Below are 22,542 nucleotides of genomic sequence, written 5' to 3'. Positions count from 1 at the left end.
AAAAACAGAACACGCGTCCTGTTTTTTTGCTCTAGCTATAGGCCTCGGGGTCTGTTTTGGACCTTGATCGTAACTTGATTAAACGAACGATATTAAGCACTAATGTCTTAACAACCGCATAGAACGGTACGGCTAAAATCATTCCTAAAATTCCTGCTAAGTTTCCAGCTACCAAGAGCAGTAAAATGATGGTCAGCGGGTGGATGTTTAGCTTTCTACCCATAATAAGAGGTGAAATAACGTTTCCTTCCAGCTGCTGAACAATCACCATAACAAGAATAACTAAAAGTGCTTTTGTAGGAGAGTCTAAGATTCCGATAACAACAGCCGGAGCAGCTCCGAAAAATGGACCTAAGTATGGAATGATATTTGTTACGGCACCAATTAAGCCCAGTACGAGTGCGAACGGCAATCCAATAATTAAGTAACCAATGGATGCACACACACCAACGAACAGTGCAACAAGCATTTGACCTTGAATATAAGTAGCCACCGTTTCTTTCGTTTCTTCTAAAATCTTTAGACCTTCATCACGATAAGATGGTGGGAAAAGCTTAACGATGTACTTAGGTAAGCTATGTCCGTCCTTTAACATATAAAACAAAATAAACGGCACGGTCACAACTGTAAGCGTGATGTTAGTCAAAACGCTAAAAATAGTTGATAAGCTGCTCGTGACACCAGTGGTAAGCGTAGATGAAAAGTTTGCAAGGGAATCCTCAATCTTTTCAATTGATACATATTCTTGCTCAACAATCCACTGGAATCCTTTTGTTTCTGATAAATTATTAATCGCTTCCTGGCTCTTTTCTACGTAAGTTGGGACTTTATCGGCAAACTGATTAGCTTCTTTTGAAAGAGCTGGGCCTAATGTTCCAACCGCGAGCGAAATCACGCCAATAAAAACGGCGTACAATACGAGAATCCCAATCGTTTTTGGTACTTTCCTTTTTTCAAGGAAAAAGACAATAGGACTAAATAAGAAATATAAAAATCCAGATACTAAAATAGGGAAAAAGAGCGTTGTGAAAAAGACAACGATTGGTTCAAATACAAATGAAATTTTCGTACAAATGTAAATGAACAATGCGATTAGCACAAGCTGAATCGTCCAAAATTGAAACTTCTTTGCTTTTGACACTTCATTACCTCCAAATAAATAAGTCAAACAATATCACTATCATACCCTTATCTAATTACTCTTCAAACGTTTTCTTTAGCTTCCAGCTATCATAGACTTCTGGCTGATGTGGCCAAGCTGAAAGAGAATGAGCTTCAATGGCTTTTAAGGCGAGAGGAGAAGCGTTGTTTTTATCCAACTTTTCCATGGGAATCCACAGTGCTTCAGCTGCATCTTGTCCTTCGAACTGACTCGGCATATGTATTAGCTCTCCGCCTTTAATCACTACATAATAAAAGACCGCAATGTGGTGAACATGAGTAAACTCTTTCCAGAGGCAAGGATATTGAAAATCAGCTGTACCTGCTTGTTTCGTAATGTTCACTTCAAAACCTGTTTCCTCCAAAAACTCTCGCTGCATCGCATCTACTAGCGTCTCGCCATGCTCAAGCTGACCACCGGGTAAATCAAAACGATGAATATAAGGTCCGCGATTTTTGCGAATGACGAGAATCTCTCCATCTTGTATACAAATGCCATATACTCCAAAGGCACGATCATATCGATCCATTCTATATTCACCAACTTTCTCCAATTGCATAATTCTCATTTTAACATATGTTTCAACTTAGCTTTCTAGTAAAAAAGAAGATTCCTGACGAGTTGAGTATAGGAAGTCTCATTAAACAGTCCTCAGTGGCAACCATGCCAAGCAGAGAGTATTTTTTTAATTGCTAATTAAGAAAGAACGGTTCTTGTTAAGAGTATTTTTATGCTCAGATGGAAATGCTGATTCTACAAGGGTTAAACATATGCATAAAAGGGAATACAAAAGTAACTAATCAATAGTTTGGAGAATACACAATGAAAAAAAGAAGAGTCGACTTTATCTTTTTATTTATTATGCTCGTATCTTCCTATCTTTTTTTCTTTACAGATTTATCGAAAGAATGGAAAATCGCGCTAGTTACTTTATATGCAGTGCTCATCTTCATCAGCATCTATTCCTTAATGCTCGAAAATCGGACGCCTCATAGTACGCTACTTTGGATGTATGTTCTCTTTTTCTTCCCTGTTGTGGGCTACATCTTTTATCTATACTCAGGTCAGCTGTACCTTAAAGGCTACTTATTTAAATCAAAGAGAATGAACAACCGTGAAACGCTCAAGCGCATGACGGAAAAGGAAAAAGAAGCAAAGATAGACTTGTCTTCCCTAAGCCCTCATCAACGTTCATTTGCTGAGTATTCGGAGCGAGTTTCGTTTACAAAAGTAAACAACGGCACAAAAGCACGAGTTCTAAAAAATGGACAGGAAACTTTCTCAGAAATAACGGCAAGTTTAAAGAATGCAAAACACTTTATACATATGGAATATTATATGATTCACTCTGATAAGCTTGGAAAAGAAATCATGAGCTTGCTGATTGAAAAGGCAAAAGAAGGTGTCGAAGTTCGCTTTACCTTTGACACCGTTGGAAGCATCTCACTATCAGGCTCGGATGTTAAAGAGCTAAGAGACAGTGGGGTTAAAGTTTATGCCTTTTCACCGATTAAAAGCGGCTTTTTTAATCAAAAGTTTAACTTCCGCAATCATCGTAAAATCATTGTCATTGACGGTGAAGTTGGCTTTGTCGGTGGTTTAAACATCGGTATGGAATACTTGGGAGAAAACAAAGAAATTGGTTTTTGGCGCGATACACATTTAAAACTAGTAGGAGAATCCGTACAAACTCTCCATGCAGTTTTTTTATTTGACTGGGAGTACGTTTCCGGAGAAAATTTAATTATTGAAGAGCGCTACACAAAGACGGTTTCCACTTCAGGAGATGGTTTTACACAAATTATTGCGACTGGGCCTGATACCCATGAAAATATGAGCGAATACTATTACGCTATGATTGCATGTGCCACAAAATCGATTTGGATTTCAACTCCTTACTTAGTTCCAAATGAAACGATTCGAACAGCGCTTCGAGTTGCTGCTAAAAAGGGGATTGACGTTCGAATTATGGTGCCAGAAATCAATGATGGTTTTCTGACTCAGTACGCAACAAGGTCTTACTTTGGAGAACTCATTCGCTCTGGAATTGAGATTTACTCTTATCAAAAAGGCTTTATGCATCAAAAAATTGTCATTATTGATGATGATTTTGCTTCTGTGGGAACAGCTAATATGGACATGAGAAGCTTTCACTTAAACTTTGAAGTAAATGCTTTTTTAATGAATTCAAAAGCTATTCAAGATTTAATCAAACATTTTGAAGAAGATATGGAAGACAGCGAACTCATTAAGCCCGTTGCTTTCTATAAGCGAGGCCTTATTGAGCGATCAAAAGAATCCTTCGCGCGCTTATTTTCAGGAATATTATAAAGGAGAGGTACGTTTATGGTTGAAAAACAAGCCGTCGGTGAAAAAGCTACTGAGTTTGTAAAAGACGATATGATTGTTGGTCTAGGAACAGGCTCAACTGTTTATTACACAATTTTAAAGCTTGGTGAACGAGTGAAAAACGGCCTTCGTATACAAGGAGTACCCACTTCAAAAGAAACAGAGAAGCTTGCCCGTCAAATCGGTATTCCTCTCGTGACGCTGGAAGACGTTAACAAGCTTGACCTTGCCATTGACGGAGCAGACGAAGTGGACAATCAATTTGCACTCATAAAAGGTGGAGGTGGGGCGCTTCTACGTGAAAAGATGATCGCCAAAGCATCTGAACAATTTATTGTCGTGGCAGACTCAACAAAACTAGTTCAAACGCTTGGTGCGTTTCCTTTACCGGTAGAAGTAGTTCGTTTTGGTTGGGAAATGACGGCTAAACATATGAGAGACCTTGGGTGTGTGCCACGTCTTCGATTGTTAGAAGACCATACGCCTTTTATTACGGATAATGGAAACTATATAATTGACTGTCACTTTCAAGAGATCAAACGACCTCATGAGCTAGAAGTAGCCCTTAATATGATACCAGGAGTAGTTGAAAATGGTTTGTTTAATCATATGACAAGTCGAGTCATTACAATCCGTAATCAGCAAGTCCATATGATAACACCATAAAAAGCTATGGCAGATGCCATAGCTTTTAGTTTTTAACGAGATAGAACGTTCCAATTCTGTTCTAATTTGTATATGTACTGGCGAGCTTGCAAAACGTTAGGATGGACAAGCGTATCAACTGTTTTCGTAGGACACGCTGCGCTGTAAAGCGTAAAAATAGTTATGTCATTATGTTTTAGCGGAGCAACGATATGAGATAAGCACCTGTATGAAGGATTTACTAAGCTTTGCACTAACATTTCTACATCTTTTTGATCATAAAAGTCCACTTCAATTTCCGTCTTCATTAAATAGCGTGTTTCCATCGCGCTGCTTCGATAATAATTGTAGCGACCGCCGATAAACTGTGAAGGGTTTGAAATGGATACATCAAGCGCCGTATAGGTTTGATCTTGGTTGCTGCTGTAGAAAATAGAGTCGTGCGTATATTTCATAAACTCTTGGTAAGAGTCTTCATCTTTCCATAATGCAATAATGCACGTATCTGTTTCATCTTCAACATTCCATCCCCCTAGCTGTCCAATAAAACCATCGACATGGGCAAGCGCTGCCCAATGCTGTTGAGCATAGGAAAATGACCCCTTTTTATCCATCGGTATGCTGCCTTTTATAATTTTTGTTAACATGCTCTCATCACCTCTTTAACAAAGGTTCGCTCTTTGTTAGAAAAATCCTTCCTTTATTCGGAAAATTACAGACATACATACTTCTATCGTCCCATACATTTCAACTATAAGGTCTTTCGATAGAAAGTGGGGAGATAGAATGAAGTTTTTTCGAGCAAAAGCATTCCCATCCGTTAGTCGAAAAGGATGGTGTGTACTATTTCAACATCCGTTTCAGACAGATAAAAACGGACAGAAATATCCGATTGTCAAGCGTTATCTATGTGATGAACAAGAAGAAGTAGATGTGCTTGTTGAAGAGCTGAATGAACTGTTACGTATAGAAGAGTATTGGACAAGCACTGTAAAAGGACGAGCGAAAGCACGCTACGACCAGCGCGTGGTGAACGCATTTTATGATGAAGTGGACGAGCCAGATACTCCAACAGTGAACAAAAGTCCGGATGCTTATCAGATTTCACTAATCGGAGAAGCGCAAAGTGGGAAAACATCCATCGTTCGTGCTGTTTTTGGTATTCACCCTGCGCGCGAAAAGTTTCCCATTCGTTTCCGAAAAGCAAGTTACGATGCGGTGTATGAGATGACGCATAGTGCTGCCTATGAAGCAAGGGTGTCGTTCCGATCACGCCAAGAAGTATATGAAAACCTTGAAAAATCTTTAATTGAAAGTGCTTTGGTTTATGCAAATGGAGGCACGGACTACGACCTTGCATTTGCACTTGTGCACGGAAACCCCGAGCTACACTTTGAAGCTTTATTTGGAGAGGTTCCGTATGGTCCTCGCTATTTTACAGAACAAGCTTCCACTGCCAAAAGCACAAAGCGAGTTTTTCAGTATGTTGAATCCATTAAAAGTATCGCAAGTGCGGTTTTAGAAGAAAGCAAGGAAGTAACAGAGGATTTTGAACAGCTGTTTTTACAAAAAGCAGAGTGCCGGCAGCTAATTGAAACGCTTTTAACATGTATTGAAAGATCATTTAAAGAAAAGTGTGATTTTACTTGGTCATATGGAATTGATGACTGGCCTCAGTTTGCATTCATTTCAACGGAAAGTCGGGCTCATTACTTTACGGCCTTACATCGCTTAACGACGGAAGCGGAAAAAGCAGATGGAGCGAGCTGCTATCCTCTTATTACGTCTATCCATGCCACTATTCCTTCAGTAAAAGAACAGCTTATTGTCATCCAAGATAGTAGAAGAGGAACCAGTCTTTATGATCAAGTGAAAGAAGCGGATCATATTATATATACTCACGATGCCTCACGCGAAATAAAGATTGATACGTTAAAACATCTAATTGCATATGGGTACGGAAATAAGCTACAGCTGCTCTTTACCCATGCTGAGCGTTTACAAGGTGAAAGGTACGCCGAAGAACGAGCGAAAAAGCACCGTTTATCTGCAGCAATCCAAGGATGTATTCAGCGAGAAGAACAAGTAGTTGCTACTCAACTTTCTTATTACCTCACGGCTGCCGATGTAGATTTGGTTTCCAATCTAAATCGAAGCGATGAAGATGATCATAAGTTGTCCGAAATGGTTTATGTAAATCAAGCTCGGACCGCACAAACACAAGTTGGTGCAGAGCTTAATCCTATTTATCTTAGTATATTAGCTCCTCCAATCATAACGCAGGCCATTAACCATTTGCATTCAAGTCTTCCTGACGATAGCGATAAGACATTTCATGAGGAGCTGACCAGCCAACTAGCGACCGCGCTTTATTACGGATTTGTCACCCAGCCTTCAGGATGGTCGACTTCTTATCATTCAGCCACCGATCGTCAGCGGACGTTCCAAGCTGTAGCGACTTCTCTTTTCTCAGCGGTTCAAGCGTACGTCTCAGATGAGGTAACGAGTAAAGACATGAAGGAGTGGATAGCGGTTCAACGTACAAAAGGTGAAGAATGGGGTTACTATGTAAAAAGGTTTCTTCAAACAAAAATGAACAAAGAGTTCGAGCGAGGCTTATATTATGTGGTAAAGCACGCGGTAGAAAGTCATGGGGGGATTTTTATTCATTAAAAGCAGCGAATCGACGCTGCTTTTTTTTCGTGGGTTCATAATTTCAGTCGTAAAAGTGCATATTACTACTGGTAAAAAATTTTAAGGTGGGCGAATAGCATTGGAGAACTATTATGATTGCATTATTATTGGAGGCGGAATTGCTGGTCTCCAAGCAGCGATTCAGCTTGGCAGGTACTGTCATCAAACCTTAGTGATTGATTCCAATGACGGTCGTTCAAATTTATGTAACAGATATCATAATTTATTAGGATGGCCAGAAGGTGTAAGTGGAGAAGAATTAAGGTTGAGTGGGAAGAAGCAAGCTATGCGTTATGACGTGCAGTTTGTAGCAGACTACGTGATATCAGCAGCTAAGCAAGACCAAGGTATCATTTTAAACACAAAATCTGGTGAATGCTATCAATGTAAAACAGTTTTGTTAGCCACGGGTATTAAAGATCACTTGCCAAGCTTTCCAGAGTTGATTGGTTGTCTTGGCATTAGCGTTTATATTTGTCCAGACTGCGATGGCTATGAAGTAAAAGACAGTCGAGTAATTGTAATTGGTAGAGGAGAAGCGGGAGCCAACCTTGCCTGTACATTAATTCATTGGACAAAGGATGTTGTTTATGTTGATGAAGAAATGAAGGTCTTGCCTACTAAGACAAAGCGAAAACTTCAGGAGCTAGAGTTAACGTATAAAAACGAACAAATTGAAAAAGTGTTCGTTGAAGAAAAAAGTCAGTTTAAAGGCATAGAATTACAAAGCGGAGAAGTGGTTTATGCCAATCATTGTTTTTTAGCATTAGGTGGCAACAAAGTGCAAAGTCATTTAGCAGAACAGCTAGGTGTTTATACGACAGAGAATAACCATGTATTAACGAATCATCGAACGAAAGAAACGAACGTAGAAAACGTGTGGGCGGCTGGAGATTTAGTTGCTCATTCAGAACAAGCAGCAGTAGCTATGGGAGAAGGGGTTCAAGCAGCCATTTGGATTCATAAGCGTTTGCTAGTATAAAAATAACAACCTTCTTTTTCAAGGAGGTTGTTATTGGCTTGTATAGATATGGTGCTTGAATAGATTAACCGCACCAATAATCGTTCCAAATGGACTAAAGATAAGCAGTGTCCAACCGGTTAAGGGAGACACATAAATTTGCGTTAAAATAAGCGGGATGCTCAGAGAGATAATGACAAGCATCGTGTTAAAACCTAAGCTTTTTCGTAAATTCTCCATTGTTCTTCTCCTTTTTGAAAGTTCGCCAGCGTTCGGTGCAGACATTTGAAGAAATTGTGAAAATAAAGCTTTAGAAAAAAAGACTTAACCATAAACAGTTTCGACTTGTTTCGTGAATCTAGGTGTCTTTTGTCACAATTGAAAAAAGAGTATGTCAAGACTTTGCAGGCGATAAACAACACCTTCGTTATGTGGAATGAGTAGCACTTGTAAACTTCCATATTCACTTGTATTATGCTAGTTACAGTAAAGGTTTATACATAGAGAACACGAAAAAGCAGAGCCTTTAAAGACTCTGCTTTGATTAATCGTATTATTTAGAAGAAAGAGGTTTATATGTGTTTGGACCAACAATTCCATCAGCAGCTAAGCCGTTTGCGCTTTGAAACTTTCGAACAGCAGCGCTGGTATTAGAACCAAACATACCATCCACACCTTGAGTGTTAAAGCCAAGAGAAGTAAGCTTTTGTTGAAGTGCTTTAACTGCATCTCCTTTGCTACCAAGCTTCAAAATTGGCCCTGACGTTAAACTAGGGCCTTTGCTGGGTGAAGAAGGCTTGCTAGCTAGCTGTTGTTCCGTTTAACGCTTTTTGCGTAGCAGCATCAACGACTCCAGTGACAGATAGTCCGCGAGCTTTTTGAAACTGACGCAAAGCAGCATCCGTATTATTTCCAAATACGCCGTCAATTCCTTTTGTGCTAAAGCCAAGAGAGGTAAGCTTTTGTTGAAGAGCACGCACTTCGTTACCACGGCTTCCTTTCTTTAAACCAGTGCTTGTTGCTGGTGGTTTGACGCCTGGTTTTGCTCCGTTTAGCGCTTTTTGGGTAGCTGAGTCAACCACGCCGTTAACAGATAAGCCGCGATCTTTTTGGAATCTTCTTAAAGCCGTGTCTGTATTGTTTCCAAAGATTCCATCCACGCCTTTTGTATCATAACCAAGAGAAGTGAGCTTTTGCTGAAGCGTGCGCACTTCATTGCCACGGCTTCCTTTTTTAAGACCGCTAACAGCCGGCTGGGAAGGCTGACTGCTGCCAGATACTTTGTATCCATTAGCTGCCGCAATTGCGTCAAATGATTTTGATGAATTCGTAATGACGACTGGAGTTCCCACTGTTACTTGACTGAATAACCATTCCACTTCGTTATCGTACATACGAACGCATCCGCTGCTTATGTACTTTCCGATGGAACTAGGATTGTTGTTACCGTGAATAGCATACGTTGTACCATTTGTACCACGAGCGTTAATTCCCAACCAGCGATTTCCTAATGGATTTCGTGGATCTCCTCCCGGTATTTTGCCCGTATAATAAGGACGATTTACAATCTTATTAACAATGCGGAACTTACCTTCTGGTGTAAGTGAATTCGTTCGTCCAGTTGCAACTGAAAACGTACGAACGAGCTTGTTGTTCTTGTAATAAGCTAATTGATTGTTTGCTTTGTTGATGACGATGAAATGAGTTGTACCGCCTGCAGCTTCTGTTTTATTTACGCTGAAGAAGAGAGTTCCCACTACTAAAATTACCGCTAAAAATAAGACACTTACCTTTGTGCTTTGCTTTGCCAACGGACCATCCCCCTTTTATTTTTTGGCCGTTTACACGTTTTGAATTAAAAGTAATTCAAAAAAAGATAGCGCTTGCTTTTTTCGATATCTAGGTGATATGTTGCGTAAAAATAGTGCGAGAATGAACGTAAGTGTATAAAGTGAGGAGTATAGGGTGAGAATGTTTACAAATCACGTTCACTCCATTTCTAGGAGTAGAGTGGACTAAGGTATTTGTGTAAGTAATCACGTCCCTTCATAAAAAACTCTAAACTATAATAGTTTTTAATAACTATTATTATACCAGATATATACAAAATAGGAGGAAGTATCTATCTCTAATTCTCTGTATGAACCCCCTATTTTCGACACCTTTCTCTTGAGGGTATGTCAAAATAACTAGATTTTTAACATCGGTTTTTGATAAGCGTTCGACAGGGGAAGTTGACAGAAAGTCTAAAAAGAAAAGAGGAAGGTGCTTTTTTTTCTTTTTATCAATGTTAAAAGAGGGTGCGACATAACAAAACAAATTTTCAAAACGACGAACAATCCCTTTTTTCACTTCTTTACGTTGTCAGAACACGTTTCATTGCGCTACGGCCACTCTCTTTCCGCGGAGAGGAACCTGAGCTTCCTCGCTGTGGGATCTCAGTTTTCCCTCTCTTTCCCGCAGGAGTCGAGTGTCCTACGCTCCATTCTACTCTGTTTATGAAATCGTTTTCGCAATCAGCAAAAAACCTGAACCATTAAAAGTGAGGAACTCTCAATTGTTCAGGTTTATCATGAGCCGAATTACTTATGCCCCAGCCTTTCTAGTGTAGTAGTGTAATACTTAAATAAGCGATGTATAAAGCTTGAGCGAAAAACAAAAGTCCCCAAATGCGACTTGAAATCATCGTAAGCTCTTTTAAGCTGGTTGCATCACCGGCATGATAAGGTTGCTTGACGCTTAATACAAAAATAACAGCTGCTGATAAAACAGACTCAACCAACAAAATGGCTCCAACAAACATCATACTATACATAACGAGAGCGGGGGAATTTAGGTAGTAAATCCCTCCTAAAATAACAAGGATGGACGCAAGCCAAAGTACTCCGTAGCGATTTCTTACTAAGAAAAGAAGATTGAATAATAAAATGCCCCCTAATCCATAAAACAGTAAGTCGTAGCGATGTTGTATAAGCAGATAAAAGAATAAATACGTCATGGCCGAACTAAAAGGATAACCGGCTAGTGCAATAATAACGCGAGGAAGCCAGCCGCGAGCACCAGCATAGGTCGACGTAATGGCTACTCCTTCTGTGTTTGTGTATAGCTCGATTCGCTTTACACCTTTTCCGAAAATCAGCCCCATAAGGGCATGACCATCCTCGTGCAAAAGCGTATTTAAATTAGAAAAATAGCGCCCTATGTGTGTGAGACCTTGGTTAAGGCCGTGCATTTGCCGGCCTGCTAACGGAATGCCTCTTGTTAAAATAACGGCAAGAACGATAAACGCATACAAAATGGTGTGTTGTGACATAGTATTCTATTCCTTTGCGTATAAAATCAAAAGCTACTATTACTTTACCTTGTTTAAAACAGAAAGAGCAATTTTTAATCGTTATCCTTACAGTGTTTTAACATTTGTCAGAAGTTATTACACATTCGTTGACCAATCATCCTTCTAGTTATTACGCTTAAAAGAGACATAAGTGAAAAGGGAGCGGTGAGGATGAACGATAAATGGAATGCATTTCTTAATAAAGAAATAATCGCAGAGCCAACGAATCACGGAGTGTTAAGTGGAAAAACATTTGCTTTAAAAGATGTATTTGATGTAAAAGGACATACGGCTAGTGCGGGAAACCCTTACTGGCTACATACCCATGAACAAGCGAGTGATCATGCTGAAGCTGTTAAAAGTTTGTTAGCTTCAGGTGCTAAGCTGACGGGCGTAACGCATACAGATGAGCTAATGTATGGATTAAATGGTGAAAACTTTCATTATGGAACGCCACTTCATCCAATTAATCACAACCGAATTCCAGGAGGTTCATCAAGCGGCTCAGCGGTGGCAGTAGCTGCTGGGCTCGTCGATTTTGCAATTGGAACGGACACAGGGGGATCGATACGAATTCCAGCTAGCTATTGCGGGGTTTATGGATTTAGACCGACGCACGGTAGCTTATCGGTTAAAGGATTAATACCGTTAGCACCCAGTTTTGATACGGTAGGGTTTATGGCAAAAGATATAAACACGATGGTTGATGTTGCATCCGTGTTGTTTGCGTTTCAAGCTACAGCACCTTCTTTTGAGAACGTCGTTGGAGTAAACAATTTGTTTGAACTAACGGATGAGGAAGCTTGTAAGAAAGTAGAAATTCTATTAGAAGATCACGCTGTTAGCTACAAGAATTTACAGCTTTCTTACAAGCTAAGTGAATGTATGGAAGCATTTCGCACGCTGCAGGGAATTGAAATTTGGCGTGCTCACGGAGAATGGATTAAACGATATAACCCGACATTTGGTCCTGATGTAGCCGAACGTTTTGAATGGGCCAGCACATTAAAAGAAGAAGATATGTCAGATGCTAAACAAATTCGTGACACGATTACTAAAGAGCTTACTCATCTTTTAGATGGTCAAACAATCTTAGTGCTACCAACAGCTCCTGGAGTAGCTCCTCTGAAGAATGCCGTTGGTCCAGAACTTCAAAATCGAAGGTTGTATACGCTGCAGATGACGTGCTTAGCTGGTTTAGCCGGGTTACCACAGCTTACGATTCCAGCTGGTTATGTTAATCAACTCCCTGTTGGTTTATCCGTTATTGCAGGAAGAAATCAAGATCAGCAATTAGTGAAATGGGTGCAAGCATGGATGGGAAGTAAAGAAAGAGTCTCCTTGAAAGAGTAAAATATAAAAATGATAAAAAAAACGCTCATTACCAAAAAATGGGTGTTTTTTTGTGTTAAAATAATCAAGTGCTTTGCCGATTTATAAGATAATAGCTAATTAAACAGTTAACTAACATATAGGATAGAAAATGTACGAAACGCAATAATTATGCAGAGAACTGAGGGGGCAATATGGAAGATTATTTTTCAAAACAATTTGACAAAGAACAATTTACGTTTGTTTATCAACCAATTTATAGTGTGAATAGATGGAGTAAAGTAGGGTTTGAAGCACTGTTAAGATTACATTATTCTCATGCACCCATTATGGATGTATTTTTACAGGCGCACGAAGAAAAAAAGCTGACTCAGCTTGACATGATGGCGATTGAAGGAGCCATTGATTGTTTTCCATTTGAAATTTTACAAGGTGAAAAGCTGTTTGTGAATATTTTTCCATCTACTTTAATAGATAAACAGTTTCACTTTTTTATTCAGCACTTATTAGTTATGTATCCAAGCATCTTCAAGCGCGTGGTATTCGAACTAAATGAAAGTCCATTTGAGCACAGTGTCTGGTCATCTCCACTGTTTAAAGAAGGGCTGAACTATTTGCGTCAATGTGGGTTTCAAATCGCTATAGACGATGTAGGAACAGGGATGGGGAGTCTTCAGCACGTTGTGGAGCATCGGCCAGACATTATTAAGCTAGATCGCTATTTTTCAAGGGGTTTAGCTGATTCAAAAGAAAAGCAAGAAATGGTGAAATGCTTATCACAATATAATAAAGGAAACACCACGCTCATTTTAGAAGGAATTGAGTGTGAAAAGGATTTGGCTATTGCACTTGCGCTAGATATTAAGGTAGTACAAGGCTATTTACTAGATCGTCCTGCAGCAATCGATACATTTTTAAAGAACCACCAGCTTAGGGAATCGTTGAGCTTTGGGGGTATTCGTTGAGGAATATGAGCTTTATTAAGTGGCTTGGTAGCTGTTGAAGGGACAAAACCTTGCTATAATAAATAGAAAGAGGACTTACAAAAGTGAGGCGAGGGAGATGGGCAGTTTTTTCAAGCGAACGGAAGTGGAAAAGAAAGAATCTGCAACAACAGCTTGGACAGTAAAAGCAGGAAGCAGCCAAAAAGAAATGGAAGTGGAGAATGACACGAGACTATTTACGGTTATGACCATTGCAAAAACAATTGTCGATGTAATTAAGAGAATACCTCAATATAAAAAAGAGCAGATTGACGAGAAACCTGTAAGGTTCTCGTCAATCTGGAAAAGCCACATGAAAAAATTTCATGTGGCTTTTTTATATCTTTTCTTTCACAAACTATTATTTTATACAATGAATAGCCTTTTTGTTTTCGATAGATAAGCATGAGGAATGTTTTAATACATAACTCCTTGGATAGTATGTGAAAAAATAATTAATATCTTAGAATATAGATTTGATTAGGAGAGAGCATGCCTATAATTATAAAAAGATAAAATTTTCTGAAAAAAGTTGTTGCCAATCTCTACAAAACTATTTATAATTCAAATCAATTAGGAAAGCGCTTTCTTTACTTAGGAGATGAAAGGGGTCTTTACATGATAGGTGACAATCAAGCGTTGCTTATAATGAAAGGGATTAAAAAGAGTTTTTCCAACAACCATGTTTTAAAGGGCATTGATTTAAATGTTAAAGCTGGAGAAGTACATGTTCTGTTAGGAGAAAATGGAGCTGGAAAATCAACTCTCATTAAAATTTTAACAGGGGCTTATGAAAAGGATGAAGGTGAGATTTACTGGGAAGGAAAGCATGTGCAGATTAATAATCCTGTGGATTCTATGAAGCTTGGCATCGCAACAATTTATCAAGAACTCAACGTTATTCCACAGCTGAAAGTCTATGAAAACATCTTCCTTGGAAGGGAATTAAAGCAACGTGGAAAGGCTTCTTTTTTAAACCATAAACAAATGAGAGAAGAAGCAAAGCGCTACTTGACCATGTTAGGACAAAGCCCAGATCTTGCTGATAAGCAGCTCAGTGAATTAGGGATTGGTCAGCAACAATTAGTGGAAATTGCTAAAGCGCTTACCTTAGATGCGAAGTTAATCATTATGGATGAGCCAACTGCCAGCCTAAGTTCTACAGAAGTTGAACAGCTATATTCAACAGTAGAAGGCCTTACGAAAAAAGGTATTGCAATTGTTTTTATCTCTCATCGGTTGGATGAGATTAAGCGGATGGGTGATCGAATAACCATTTTACGAGATGGCTTTCAAATCGATACGCTACCAGTTCGCACAACAACAACGGACAAGTGGATTGAGCTTATGGTTGGAAGAACGTTAGATGAAAAATATCCAAAGCAGTCGTTTGTACTTGGAGATGAAGGGTTTCGCATCAAAGATTTCCATGTCAAAGGCTTTAAAGAAAAGCTGAACTTTACCCTGAGATACGGCGAGATTGTCGGTATTTCCGGATTGGTTGGAGCAGGAAGAACAGAGTTAGCTAGAGCGATTTTTGGAGCTGACCAAAAAGAAAGCGGAAGCGTATATATCGATAAGAAAGAAGTTCATATTAAATCACCTAAAGACGCCATCAATGCAGGTATTGCATTCATTACTGAAGATCGAAAGAATGAGGGCCTCCTGTTGGATCAACCTCTAGATTTTAACATCTCCTTAGCTAATACAAAAATGTTTAAACAAAAAAATAATCTTATCAATTTAAACACCATTAAGAAAACAGCAGACAACTATATTAAAGAACTGCGGGTACGTCCTGATAATATTGAGCTTCATGCTCGTAAGCTAAGCGGTGGTAATCAGCAAAAAGTAGTTATTGCCAAATGGCTTTGTACACAAGCAAAGGTGTTCATTTTTGATGAGCCGACTCGAGGAATTGATGTAGGTGCCAAAGTCGAGGTATATCGTTTAATGAATCAGCTTGTAGAGAATGGTGCGATTGTTCTTATGATTTCATCTGATTTACCAGAAATTCTTGGTATGTGTGATCGCGTACTCGTAATGAATGAAGGTAAATTTACGGCTGATTTAGAAATTCAAGAAGCAAATCAAGAAATAATTATGAAAGCAGCGACAGGAGGCTGAACGTAATGAGTGAAGTTATTATTCAAAAAAAGCCAGCGCCCAGCGAAAAGAAGTCATTTAAGCATTTTTTAGGTAAGTTTGGTGCCTTAATCGGTCTTATTATATTAAGCGGTATTCTTACACTGCTATCTGACAAATTCCTTACTGTAAATAATATTATGAATATCGCTCGTCAGTCTTCTATCAATGCTTTATTAGCACTGGGAATGCTTTTACCTATTTTAACAGCAGGTATTGATTTATCTGTTGGGTCAATATTAGCTGTTTCAATTATGGTCATGGGTATTGTCTCTGTTACGATGGGATTCAATCCAATTCTAGGTATTCTTGTTTGCTTATTAGTTGGTATATTCTTTGGATGGTTAAACGGAATTTTACTTACAAAACTTCGCTTGCCTCATCCATTTATCTCAACGCTTGGCACCATGAACATTGCTCGTGGTATTGCGTTAATCATTACCGCTGCAGCACCTATTGCAGGCTTTCCTTTTATGATTCAATTTTTAGGTGGAGAATTTATTGGCCCAATTCCAATCAGCTTTTTACTTGTCATTGTGATGTACATTATTTTTCACATCTTTTTAACAAGAACACAAACAGGCCGATACATTTATGCAATTGGGGGCAATAAAGAAGCAGCCCACTTATCAGGGATTAATGTAGATCGCGTTCTCATTATTGTTTATACAATCAGCGGCTTTATGGCAGCGCTGGCTGGACTTGTTATGGTTGGACGCGTCAATTCTGCGTTCCCGCTCGCTGGTTTATCTTACGAGTTAGATGCAATTGCAGCCGTTATTATCGGAGGTGCAAGCTTCTTTGGAGGCGTAGGTACTGTATGGGGAACGCTAATTGGAGCCATGATCATTGCTGTGTTAAGAAATGGCCTGAACTTACTCAATGTTTCAGCTGATTTTCAAATGGCAGTTATTGGAGTCGTCATTATCGCAGCCGTATATGTGGACGTACTTAGACAGAGAAAAAGCAAAAAGGGTTCATAAAAAATTAAGCGTTTACATTTTTGGTTATCTATTCTAAAGGGGGAAATGATGATGAAAAAAGGGTTAAAAAAGTTAGGGATGTTAACAATGGCAGCCGGGTTACTAGTTGCAGCAGGGTGCAGCAGTGATAAAGCGTCTGGAGGAGGAGAAGAAAGCGTAACGGTCGTTTTAAAAACGCTGAGTAGTCCATATTGGAAGTACGTTGAAGCGGGAGCGAAAGAAGCGGGAAAAGATCTAGGCGTGGATGTAAATATTGTTGGGCCAGCATCTGAATCTCAAGTTATTGAACAGGTAAATATGATTGAAGATTCCATCAATCAGATGCCGGGAGCAATTGTAGTGTCACCATCTCAGCCTTCAACGGTTGTACCTGTCTTAAAGCAAGCAACTCAAGGTGATTTACCGGTACTATTAATTGATACAGATGCTGATTTTGATGAAAAAACAGCGTTTATTGGAACAGATAACTATACGGCTGGTCAAGAAGGAGGAAAACTTCTTGCATCTATGCTAGAAAAAGGAGATAGCGTTGCTTTAATTGCGGGAGCACTTGGGAACTCAGCAATGGATGCTCGTATTAAAGGAGCGAAAGAAGAACTTGAAAAGGCAGGCATGAAGATTGTTGCTGAACAGCCAGCTGATAGTGATAAAACAAAAGCGATGTCTGTTATGGAAAACATTATGCAAAAAAACAAAGATGTAAAAGGTGTATTTTCTGCAAATGATGATATGGCACTCGGGGCTTTACGTGCTCTTGAAGGTAAAGGGGATATTCCTGTAATTGGTACAGATGGAACCGTTGAAGCTGTTGAATCAATCATTGCTGGTAAAATGGCCGGTACGATTGCACAAAGTCCATATGATATGGGATATCAAGGTGTAGAAAATGCGCTGAAAACAATTAAGGGTGAAAAAATTGAAAAACGTATTGATAGTGGGATCGATATTATCACAAAAGAAAATGCTCAGGAAAAGCTAGAGTTCTTACAAAGTATTTCAAAATAATAGCAGTATTAAGCTCTTGATGTGCGATAGAAACTCTTAATCAGGCGTGTTAAGAATCCATATAGAAAGCGCCTTGTAAAGGATATGAACAACTCATTCGTGATAAGATAATTAAAAGAGAAGATTAAGAGGAGAAGAGCTAGAATGAAAACAACAATTTATGATGTAGCAAAAAAAGCTGGAGTTTCTATCGCCACTGTATCAAAAGTTATTAACGAAACAGGTCGTATCGGTGAAAAAACGCGAAAAAAAGTTCACAAGGTGATGGAAGAGCTCGATTATCAGCCAAGTAGCGTAGCGGCAGCTTTAACTGGAAAGAAAACGTATACAATCGGCGTGCTGGTACCCGATATTTCAAACCCATTTTTTGCAGAGGTAGCGCGTGCTTTTGAAAATAGCGCGCGATCTGCAGGGTATACGCTGTTTCTTTGCAGTACTGATAATCAGCCAGAACGTGAAAATGAATATGTAGAGCTCTTGTTGAAAAAGCAGGTAGATGGCATTGTAGTTGCCACTGAGCTAAATAATTTTAAGCTAGTAAATAAAATTGTAAGCAGAGAACTACCGCTTGTTCTGTTTTCTGTGGATCATCCATCAGTCTCTACTCATGTGGTTACCACAGATGATGTAAGAGGTGGCTATTTAGCGGGGGACCACTTAACAAGTAAAGGGCACCGTCAAATAGCTATTATTATGGAACAAGATCGTAGCAGTAGTAAAGCACGTCTAAATGGGTTTACACAAGCATTAAACGAAGAGCAGGTTTTTTTAAAAGACGGTGATGTAATTAGCTGTCGTTCAGTTATTGAAGATGCCAAAAGAGCGGCGCGTGAACTCTTATCAGGTCCTAAAAAACCTACTGCTGTCTTTGCCTGTACGGACTTAATTGCCGTAGCAGTTATGAATGAGGCTCGAAAACAGGGGTTAGCTATTCCTGGTGATTTATCAGTTATTGGATTTGACAATACGATCTATGCTGAAATGGCTGATCCGGGATTAACAACCATTGAGCAACCGATTACGCAAATGGCTGAATATACGTTTGCGCAGCTCTTAAAGACAATTAACGGAAGTGAGTCGATTAAACAAAGGGTTATGCTAACTCCTGAGCTTGTCGAGCGGGGGTCTGTTAAAAACATACTGGAGTAAAAGGGGAGAGGTTCTGTGAACAAAGTAAAGGTAGGAATTGTAGGGTTAGGCAGGCTTGGAATTCAGCATGCTGAGAATTTAGCTTTTCGCATTCCAAACTGTGAATTAAAAGCAATTTGTGGTTTAAATAAGGAACAGTTAGCCGAACTAAGTGATAAGTGGAACATTCCATATACGTATACATCCTATGAAGAAATGCTACAGAACAGTGAGCTTGATGCCATTTTTATTGCTTCACCTTCTAACTTCCACTGTGATCAAATTCAGCAAGCATTAGAAGCGGGATATCACGTATTTAGTGAAAAGCCATTAGGCCTTTACCTAGAAGAGGTGGAAAAGATTGAGACAATTATTAATCGCCACCAAGACAAAGTATTTATGCTTGGGTTCATGAGAAGGTATGATGATTCATATGCATATGCCAAAAAGCAAATTGAACAAGGTGCAATAGGTGAACCTGTGATGGTTCGTTGCTACGGATTTGATCCTACGGAAGGTTTGGAATCATTTTTAAAGTTTGCTCAAAAAAACTATAGCGGGGGCATATTCTTAGATATGGCTGTGCATGATTTTGACCTTGCCAGATGGTATCTTGGAGCTGAAGCGGAGCAAGTGTGGGCAATCGGTGGAGCCTATTCAGTCCCAGCATTCACGGAGTTAAATGATGCAGAAACAGGAGCTGCTCTTGTAAAGTTTTCAAATGGTACGATGGGTCTTTTTGCAGCAGGGAGAAATAGCCGTCACGGATATCATATTGAAACAGAGATTATCGGTACAAAAGGAAGTCTGCGAATTGGTACTGTTCCTGAAAAGAATGCAGTAACCATTTTCAACGACGCGGGTGCTCTGAAAGAGTGCGTATCTAATTTTAATGAACGATTCGCACAGGCATATTTGTCAGAGGTTGAAGAATTTATTCATTGTATTCAAACTGGTAGCAAGCCAGCTATCACTGCTAAAGATGGCGTGCAGGCTTCACTATTAGGATATGCTTGTAAAGAATCATTTGAAACGGGTGAGCTGGTTCACGTTAAAGCTTACTCTAGTACAAAGTAACAATAAGACGCCTCACATCGTGTGAGGCGTTCTCTGCATATTTTATTCAGTTAAACAGACAGTTTTTGCTGTTGGTCTGTGGATTGATAACTCGTGGTTTGCTCAGGTAACGCTAAAAATCTCGTTAAGAAAGCGCCTACAAAATAAAGGATAGCAAAGATCCACATTAAGCCACCGACACCGACAGGACCGATAAATAGTGCGACAATAGCTGGACCAACAAATGCTGCAAGACCAGATCCAAGATTTAAAACGGACATTGCAGCTCCTTTATTATCAGGAGCAAGAGATGGGACAAGAGCAGTTAACGGCACGTACCCAGCTAAAGTAGCTCCATAGAAGCAAGCAACTAGCATCAGTGCCCAGTAATTATGGCCAAAAATCTGGGGCGTATAGTAAAGCGCCAACGTAGCTAGTCCGCATCCAACACCGCCGAACCACGTCACGGTGTTAACCCAGCCGAATTTATCGCCAACAACACCAAAGATGAGGTTAAACACAATGTTCACAAAAAATAAGGTGCCCCATATTTGGAGCCATTCTGTAATGGTAAAGTTAAAGCCAACCATATAAGTTGGTAAAAAGACTACGAAGCCAAATTTTGCAGCGGAATTAATAATTTTTACTACGCCACCGATGGCTACTTTCGGCTTCTCAGCCATGATAGTTAAACCTTTTAGCAGCTCTTTAGATTTGTTATCGCTTACAATTTTGCCGTTAAATCGATCCTTGTTAATGACGATAGATAAAATAGCACCAATTGCTACGAACACTAAAGCAGTCCATAGCGTCGCAATTTCCCCAATTCGGCTTACCATTACGCTGGAGTATAAAGCGCCGATAACGCTAAGACCAAGCTCAAAGACAAACCAAAACCAGCCAACAGCTCTAGCTAATGATTGCTGAGGGGTATTGTAAGAAACCCAAACTAAAAATGAATAAGCAAAAAGTGGATAGCCTAATCCGCGAAGTCCATAAGATAAGAGAATTAAAGGATAATTCAAGCTTGGAATAGCTATGCCAATAAAAACAATAGAACCGATAATAAATGAAATAACGCCAATAACCATTGTCTTTCTCGGCCCCCACATTTGAACAAGAACACCAGAAAACCATGCGCTAATGGCAACGGTAATACCGTAAAGCGAGAATAAAAAACCAGCTTGTTCCATTGATAAACCACGTTCTACTAGGTAAGGTGATAGCCAACCGTGCTCAAGGCCATCCCCAATCATAAATACAACGATACCTATGTACCCCCAAAATAGATTAGAAGGAATGCCAATCTTGTCGATCCATGAGTTCTTCGTTCCAAGCATATTCATTTGTCCCATCCACCACTTTCAAAGTTTTTAAAAGGAAAGCGCTTAACTTCATTCATAATAGAAGTATACGGTTACATTTCTGAAAAGTCAATTAAATTTATGGGGTTTTTAGACTCTTTAAAACCCTGTTTATTGTTGGTGAAGGAAGAATAAATGTCTATATAATAAGGTTAGATAAAGAGAATTCAATTTTTCTTTAAAATAAATTATGTAAAAATTAAAAAAATATTGAGGTTTTATAGAATGTGTGTATAATAGAAATTAAGAAAGCGCTTAACTTAATTGCAAATTAAGCAATGCGTACTAGAATCAACAGTATGGATGGGAGGATTTAAAACAATGAGTAATGTTTTAACGGTTGGGGTAATAGGAGCAGGAAGAATTGGAAAGCTTCATGTTGACAATCTAAAGTTAATTCCACAAATTAAAATTAAAGCGGTTTCAGACGTGGTGGTAGATCATCTGCATGACTGGGCTACAACAAACGAAATTGATGTGTTAACAACAAACTATAGCGACCTCTTAAATGATGGTGAAATTGATGCAGTGTTTATTTGTTCACCAACCAATACGCACGCAGCTATTATTAAAGAAGCTGCTCAAGCTAAAAAACATATTTTTTGTGAAAAGCCGGTCAGCTTCTCTGTTGAAGAAACACATGATGCGTTAAAAGCGGTAGAAGCAGCTGGAGTGAAGCTTCAAGTAGGGTTTAATCGCCGCTTTGATCCAAACTTTAAAAAGGTACGAGAACTTGTACAAACGAACGAAATTGGTCAGCCTCACGTCTTAAAGATAACGTCTCGTGATCCACAGCCTCCAAGCATCGATTATGTGAGAGCATCTGGCGGCTTATTTATGGATATGATGATTCATGATTTTGATATGGCTCGCTACATAATGGATAGCGAAGTCGTTGAGGTTTCAGCTCAGGGAACGGTACTAGTGGATCCGGCAATCGGAGAAGCAGGAGACATTGACACGGCGATTGTAACGCTAAAGTTTGAAAACGGAGCGCTTGGTGTCATTGATAACAGCCGACAAGCGGTATACGGCTATGATCAACGCCTCGAAGTTTTTGGAAATAAAGGTGTAGCGACAGCTGATAACTGCATTCCAACAACGGTTCAGGTATCAACAAGTGAACATGTGGTAAAAGAAAAACCATTATACTTCTTCTTAGAGCGCTATACGCAAGCTTACGTTGAAGAAGTAAAAGAATTCGCGACAGCGTGCTTAACAGACCAACCTGTAACTTGCAGCGGAAATGATGGGTTTCAAGCAGAACGAATTGCGAAAGCAGCAAAAGAATCACTGTTATCAGGAAGACCTGTACGTCTAGAAGAATCATACGTAACTAATGGATGAATTACGTTTTATCATGCAAAATGAGTAAGTGCTTAACTCGATTGATAAAAAGCA

General features: G+C 39.3%; 21 protein-coding genes. 13 read left to right on the top strand and 8 right to left on the bottom strand.

All coding sequences use genetic code 11. The features are described 5' to 3' along the window. Positions 1 to 31 precede the first annotated feature (31 nt). Both AS180_RS06645 and AS180_RS06640 read right to left on the bottom strand, forming a co-directional pair. Positions 32 to 1,141, bottom strand: coding sequence for an AI-2E family transporter (locus AS180_RS06645; RefSeq protein WP_062686582.1), 1,110 nt, complete (start codon positions 1,139 to 1,141; stop codon positions 32 to 34). A gap of 55 nt (positions 1,142 to 1,196) precedes the next feature. Beyond that, entirely contained in the window at positions 1,197 to 1,730 is a 534-nt protein-coding gene (locus AS180_RS06640) for an NUDIX hydrolase (RefSeq protein WP_226372937.1), read from the bottom strand. 254 nt (positions 1,731 to 1,984) lie between these two features. Here AS180_RS06640 and cls point away from each other — a divergent pair, with 254 nt between their 5' ends. After that, the gene (cls, locus tag AS180_RS06635; RefSeq protein WP_061786236.1) at positions 1,985 to 3,493 is read left to right on the top strand and encodes a cardiolipin synthase; all 1,509 of its coding nucleotides are present in this window, start codon (positions 1,985 to 1,987) and stop codon (positions 3,491 to 3,493) included. 15 nt (positions 3,494 to 3,508) lie between these two features. Continuing rightward, the gene (rpiA, locus tag AS180_RS06630; RefSeq protein WP_062686580.1) at positions 3,509 to 4,177 is read left to right on the top strand and encodes a ribose-5-phosphate isomerase RpiA; all 669 of its coding nucleotides are present in this window, start codon (positions 3,509 to 3,511) and stop codon (positions 4,175 to 4,177) included. A gap of 32 nt (positions 4,178 to 4,209) precedes the next feature. Here the strand turns inward: rpiA and AS180_RS06625 are convergent, their stop codons facing one another. Further along, on the bottom strand, positions 4,210 to 4,803 hold the full coding sequence (locus tag AS180_RS06625) for a YdbC family protein (RefSeq protein WP_025909270.1): 594 nt from the start codon (positions 4,801 to 4,803) through the stop codon (positions 4,210 to 4,212). A gap of 139 nt (positions 4,804 to 4,942) precedes the next feature. On the opposite strand from AS180_RS06625, the gene AS180_RS06620 reads away from it, so the two are divergent. Both AS180_RS06620 and AS180_RS06615 read left to right on the top strand, forming a co-directional pair. Next, positions 4,943 to 6,829, top strand: coding sequence for a hypothetical protein (locus AS180_RS06620; RefSeq protein ID WP_025909269.1), 1,887 nt, complete (start codon positions 4,943 to 4,945; stop codon positions 6,827 to 6,829). A gap of 100 nt (positions 6,830 to 6,929) precedes the next feature. After that, complete coding sequence (locus AS180_RS06615; protein WP_062686579.1) at positions 6,930 to 7,832, top strand: NAD(P)/FAD-dependent oxidoreductase; 903 nt, start codon at positions 6,930 to 6,932, stop codon at positions 7,830 to 7,832. Between the two features lie 30 nt (positions 7,833 to 7,862). On the opposite strand, the gene AS180_RS06610 is transcribed toward AS180_RS06615, so the two are convergent. From AS180_RS06610 to AS180_RS06595, 4 genes are all read right to left on the bottom strand, one after another. Then, on the bottom strand, positions 7,863 to 8,051 hold the full coding sequence (locus AS180_RS06610) for a hypothetical protein (RefSeq protein WP_025909267.1): 189 nt from the start codon (positions 8,049 to 8,051) through the stop codon (positions 7,863 to 7,865). A 313-nt stretch (positions 8,052 to 8,364) separates the two neighbouring features. Further along, the gene (locus AS180_RS06605; protein WP_062686578.1) at positions 8,365 to 8,562 is read right to left on the bottom strand and encodes a peptidoglycan-binding domain-containing protein; all 198 of its coding nucleotides are present in this window, start codon (positions 8,560 to 8,562) and stop codon (positions 8,365 to 8,367) included. 49 nt (positions 8,563 to 8,611) lie between these two features. Continuing rightward, positions 8,612 to 9,622: a L,D-transpeptidase family protein gene (locus AS180_RS06600; RefSeq protein WP_062686577.1), complete on the bottom strand. Its 1,011-nt coding sequence runs from the start codon at positions 9,620 to 9,622 to the stop codon at positions 8,612 to 8,614. Between the two features lie 791 nt (positions 9,623 to 10,413). Next, on the bottom strand, positions 10,414 to 11,124 hold the full coding sequence (locus tag AS180_RS06595; RefSeq protein ID WP_062686576.1) for a M50 family metallopeptidase: 711 nt from the start codon (positions 11,122 to 11,124) through the stop codon (positions 10,414 to 10,416). Between the two features lie 192 nt (positions 11,125 to 11,316). Between AS180_RS06595 and AS180_RS06590 the strand changes: the two genes are divergently transcribed. From AS180_RS06590 to AS180_RS06555, 8 genes are all read left to right on the top strand, one after another. Continuing rightward, complete coding sequence (locus AS180_RS06590) at positions 11,317 to 12,498, top strand: amidase (protein ID WP_062686575.1); 1,182 nt, start codon at positions 11,317 to 11,319, stop codon at positions 12,496 to 12,498. 173 nt (positions 12,499 to 12,671) lie between these two features. Next, entirely contained in the window at positions 12,672 to 13,442 is a 771-nt protein-coding gene (locus AS180_RS06585; protein WP_025909263.1) for an EAL domain-containing protein, read from the top strand. A gap of 97 nt (positions 13,443 to 13,539) precedes the next feature. Further along, positions 13,540 to 13,863, top strand: coding sequence for a hypothetical protein (locus tag AS180_RS06580; protein ID WP_139109161.1), 324 nt, complete (start codon positions 13,540 to 13,542; stop codon positions 13,861 to 13,863). 215 nt (positions 13,864 to 14,078) lie between these two features. After that, the gene (locus AS180_RS06575; RefSeq protein ID WP_035320431.1) at positions 14,079 to 15,587 is read left to right on the top strand and encodes a sugar ABC transporter ATP-binding protein; all 1,509 of its coding nucleotides are present in this window, start codon (positions 14,079 to 14,081) and stop codon (positions 15,585 to 15,587) included. Between the two features lie 5 nt (positions 15,588 to 15,592). Further along, positions 15,593 to 16,588 carry an ABC transporter permease gene (locus tag AS180_RS06570; protein ID WP_061785308.1) on the top strand — a complete coding sequence of 332 codons (996 nt, stop codon included), beginning with the start codon at positions 15,593 to 15,595 and terminating at the stop codon, positions 16,586 to 16,588. A 51-nt stretch (positions 16,589 to 16,639) separates the two neighbouring features. Beyond that, positions 16,640 to 17,593: a sugar ABC transporter substrate-binding protein gene (locus AS180_RS06565; protein ID WP_025909259.1), complete on the top strand. Its 954-nt coding sequence runs from the start codon at positions 16,640 to 16,642 to the stop codon at positions 17,591 to 17,593. Between the two features lie 144 nt (positions 17,594 to 17,737). Then, positions 17,738 to 18,742 carry a LacI family DNA-binding transcriptional regulator gene (locus tag AS180_RS06560; RefSeq protein ID WP_025909258.1) on the top strand — a complete coding sequence of 335 codons (1,005 nt, stop codon included), beginning with the start codon at positions 17,738 to 17,740 and terminating at the stop codon, positions 18,740 to 18,742. 15 nt (positions 18,743 to 18,757) lie between these two features. Further along, positions 18,758 to 19,798: a Gfo/Idh/MocA family oxidoreductase gene (locus tag AS180_RS06555; RefSeq protein ID WP_025909257.1), complete on the top strand. Its 1,041-nt coding sequence runs from the start codon at positions 18,758 to 18,760 to the stop codon at positions 19,796 to 19,798. Between the two features lie 50 nt (positions 19,799 to 19,848). On the opposite strand, the gene AS180_RS06550 is transcribed toward AS180_RS06555, so the two are convergent. After that, positions 19,849 to 21,123, bottom strand: coding sequence for an MFS transporter (locus AS180_RS06550; RefSeq protein ID WP_025909256.1), 1,275 nt, complete (start codon positions 21,121 to 21,123; stop codon positions 19,849 to 19,851). 339 nt (positions 21,124 to 21,462) lie between these two features. Here AS180_RS06550 and iolG point away from each other — a divergent pair, with 339 nt between their 5' ends. Continuing rightward, on the top strand, positions 21,463 to 22,488 hold the full coding sequence (iolG, locus tag AS180_RS06545; protein WP_025909255.1) for an inositol 2-dehydrogenase: 1,026 nt from the start codon (positions 21,463 to 21,465) through the stop codon (positions 22,486 to 22,488). Positions 22,489 to 22,542: the final 54 nt, after the last annotated feature.

The sequence above is a fragment of the Priestia veravalensis genome (assembly GCF_001457055.1).
GTDB classification, from domain to species: Bacteria; Bacillota; Bacilli; order Bacillales; family Bacillaceae_H; genus Priestia; species Priestia flexa.
Note: the sequence above shows the minus strand (reverse complement) of the source record. Positions and strands in the feature narration are given on the sequence as shown.

Coding starts and splice junctions, on each gene's coding strand:
- AS180_RS06560 (WP_025909258.1), top strand. CDS start 17,738: ATGAAAACAACAATTTATGATGTAGCAAAAAAAGCTGGAGTTTCTATC.
- AS180_RS06625 (WP_025909270.1), bottom strand. CDS start 4,803: ATGTTAACAAAAATTATAAAAGGCAGCATACCGATGGATAAAAAGGGG.
- AS180_RS06580 (WP_139109161.1), top strand. CDS start 13,540: ATGGGCAGTTTTTTCAAGCGAACGGAAGTGGAAAAGAAAGAATCTGCA.
- cls (WP_061786236.1), top strand. CDS start 1,985: ATGAAAAAAAGAAGAGTCGACTTTATCTTTTTATTTATTATGCTCGTA.
- AS180_RS06620 (WP_025909269.1), top strand. CDS start 4,943: ATGAAGTTTTTTCGAGCAAAAGCATTCCCATCCGTTAGTCGAAAAGGA.
- iolG (WP_025909255.1), top strand. CDS start 21,463: ATGAGTAATGTTTTAACGGTTGGGGTAATAGGAGCAGGAAGAATTGGA.
- AS180_RS06595 (WP_062686576.1), bottom strand. CDS start 11,124: ATGTCACAACACACCATTTTGTATGCGTTTATCGTTCTTGCCGTTATT.
- rpiA (WP_062686580.1), top strand. CDS start 3,509: ATGGTTGAAAAACAAGCCGTCGGTGAAAAAGCTACTGAGTTTGTAAAA.
- AS180_RS06565 (WP_025909259.1), top strand. CDS start 16,640: ATGAAAAAAGGGTTAAAAAAGTTAGGGATGTTAACAATGGCAGCCGGG.
- AS180_RS06585 (WP_025909263.1), top strand. CDS start 12,672: ATGGAAGATTATTTTTCAAAACAATTTGACAAAGAACAATTTACGTTT.
- AS180_RS06610 (WP_025909267.1), bottom strand. CDS start 8,051: ATGGAGAATTTACGAAAAAGCTTAGGTTTTAACACGATGCTTGTCATT.
- AS180_RS06570 (WP_061785308.1), top strand. CDS start 15,593: ATGAGTGAAGTTATTATTCAAAAAAAGCCAGCGCCCAGCGAAAAGAAG.
- AS180_RS06640 (WP_226372937.1), bottom strand. CDS start 1,730: ATGAGAATTATGCAATTGGAGAAAGTTGGTGAATATAGAATGGATCGA.
- AS180_RS06575 (WP_035320431.1), top strand. CDS start 14,079: ATGATAGGTGACAATCAAGCGTTGCTTATAATGAAAGGGATTAAAAAG.
- AS180_RS06550 (WP_025909256.1), bottom strand. CDS start 21,123: ATGAATATGCTTGGAACGAAGAACTCATGGATCGACAAGATTGGCATT.
- AS180_RS06590 (WP_062686575.1), top strand. CDS start 11,317: ATGAACGATAAATGGAATGCATTTCTTAATAAAGAAATAATCGCAGAG.